This is a genomic window from Candidatus Symbiothrix dinenymphae, assembly GCF_001431085.1.
This window is the reverse complement of the sequence record NZ_BBRU01000062.1, coordinates 1-1,068: the sequence shown is the minus strand read 5'-3', so window position 1 is coordinate 1,068 and position 1,068 is coordinate 1. Positions and strand designations below refer to the sequence as shown.

The window sequence follows — 1,068 nt, the reverse complement described above, 5'->3', positions numbered from 1 at the left end:
GTTACTATACAGCACCGGGCTTAAGTCAACAGGAAAGCAGGTGATGCCGATTGTCTGTTTTTACCTGCGATGTTAGAGAAGACAGTTGTCCCGCTACCTGATGGTTGCGGCTATTTGAAAGGCAAGTAATGGCGACTGACCATTTTTGCATGCAGTATCAGCAATGGAGTGTAGTTGGGCAAAGCCTTGAGCACCGGTCAGAGACCTGAAACAACCGGAGTTCTTGAGTTTGATTTTAAATGCCCGTATTGCTCGCTCCGAAGCATTGTTATCCGGAGGCACATTCTCATCTTCAAGAAAGTAAAAGAGGTAATCCCGATACTTTATTAGTCGCTTTTGCAAGGCTTTGATTTTTTCGTGTGCCGTGTCAATCGGTTCATCAATTAAGACTTGCAGTCGTTTTTGGATGTGGGTTGTATCTATTTTTCCGACTGCATCTTTTCTCAGTTGTAGGGCATCCAAAATCAGTTTTTTCATTCGTTTGCTCCAAGTCTGGTTTGCGTACAACTGGGAAGCATAAATCAGGTCGCGTAGAATATGAGAAGTGCATATTTGATGCGTTTTGACATTGGCACTAAAATAGCCGGCTAGACAATCTGTTACAAGCACTGACATCGGAAGTCCCTCCGGCATCATTTTCTCAAACTCTTCTTTTTTGCGCGTAAGTCCCGCTTTGATGTATGTGAGCTGCTTGTTTTGAATCACCCACGCCCACATTGTTTTTCCATTGACAGAACACGTTGTTTCATCTGCCCCAATAACAGGACTTGTGGTAAGACCAAGTCTGATGGTTTCGAAAGCCGGAGATGTGCGATATACCATGCGGTCTAAAATGTTACCGATGGTGCCAGGGGACATAGATAGTCCACAAAACTCGTTCATCGTATCGGTCAGCCTTTGGTAAGGAAGCCGCTGACGGATATTGAAATAGGTGACGGCAGCTTCAACGCCGGAACCATAGCTAATCCTGGAATTAACCCCTACCGGAAATTCACCATCATTAACCCAACCACATTGGCAAACCTTACGCATTTTGTGATATTCTTTCACTATGGGACGAATAGGCGG

Annotated in this window: 1 protein-coding gene; it reads right to left on the bottom strand. The window is 44.8% G+C overall.

Annotated elements, in window-relative coordinates:
• Nucleotides 1-93: 93 nt before the first annotated feature.
• On the bottom strand, nucleotides 94-1,068 hold a 975-nt coding region (tnpC, locus tag ASC50_RS01080; protein WP_082592014.1), incomplete at its 5' end, for an IS66 family transposase.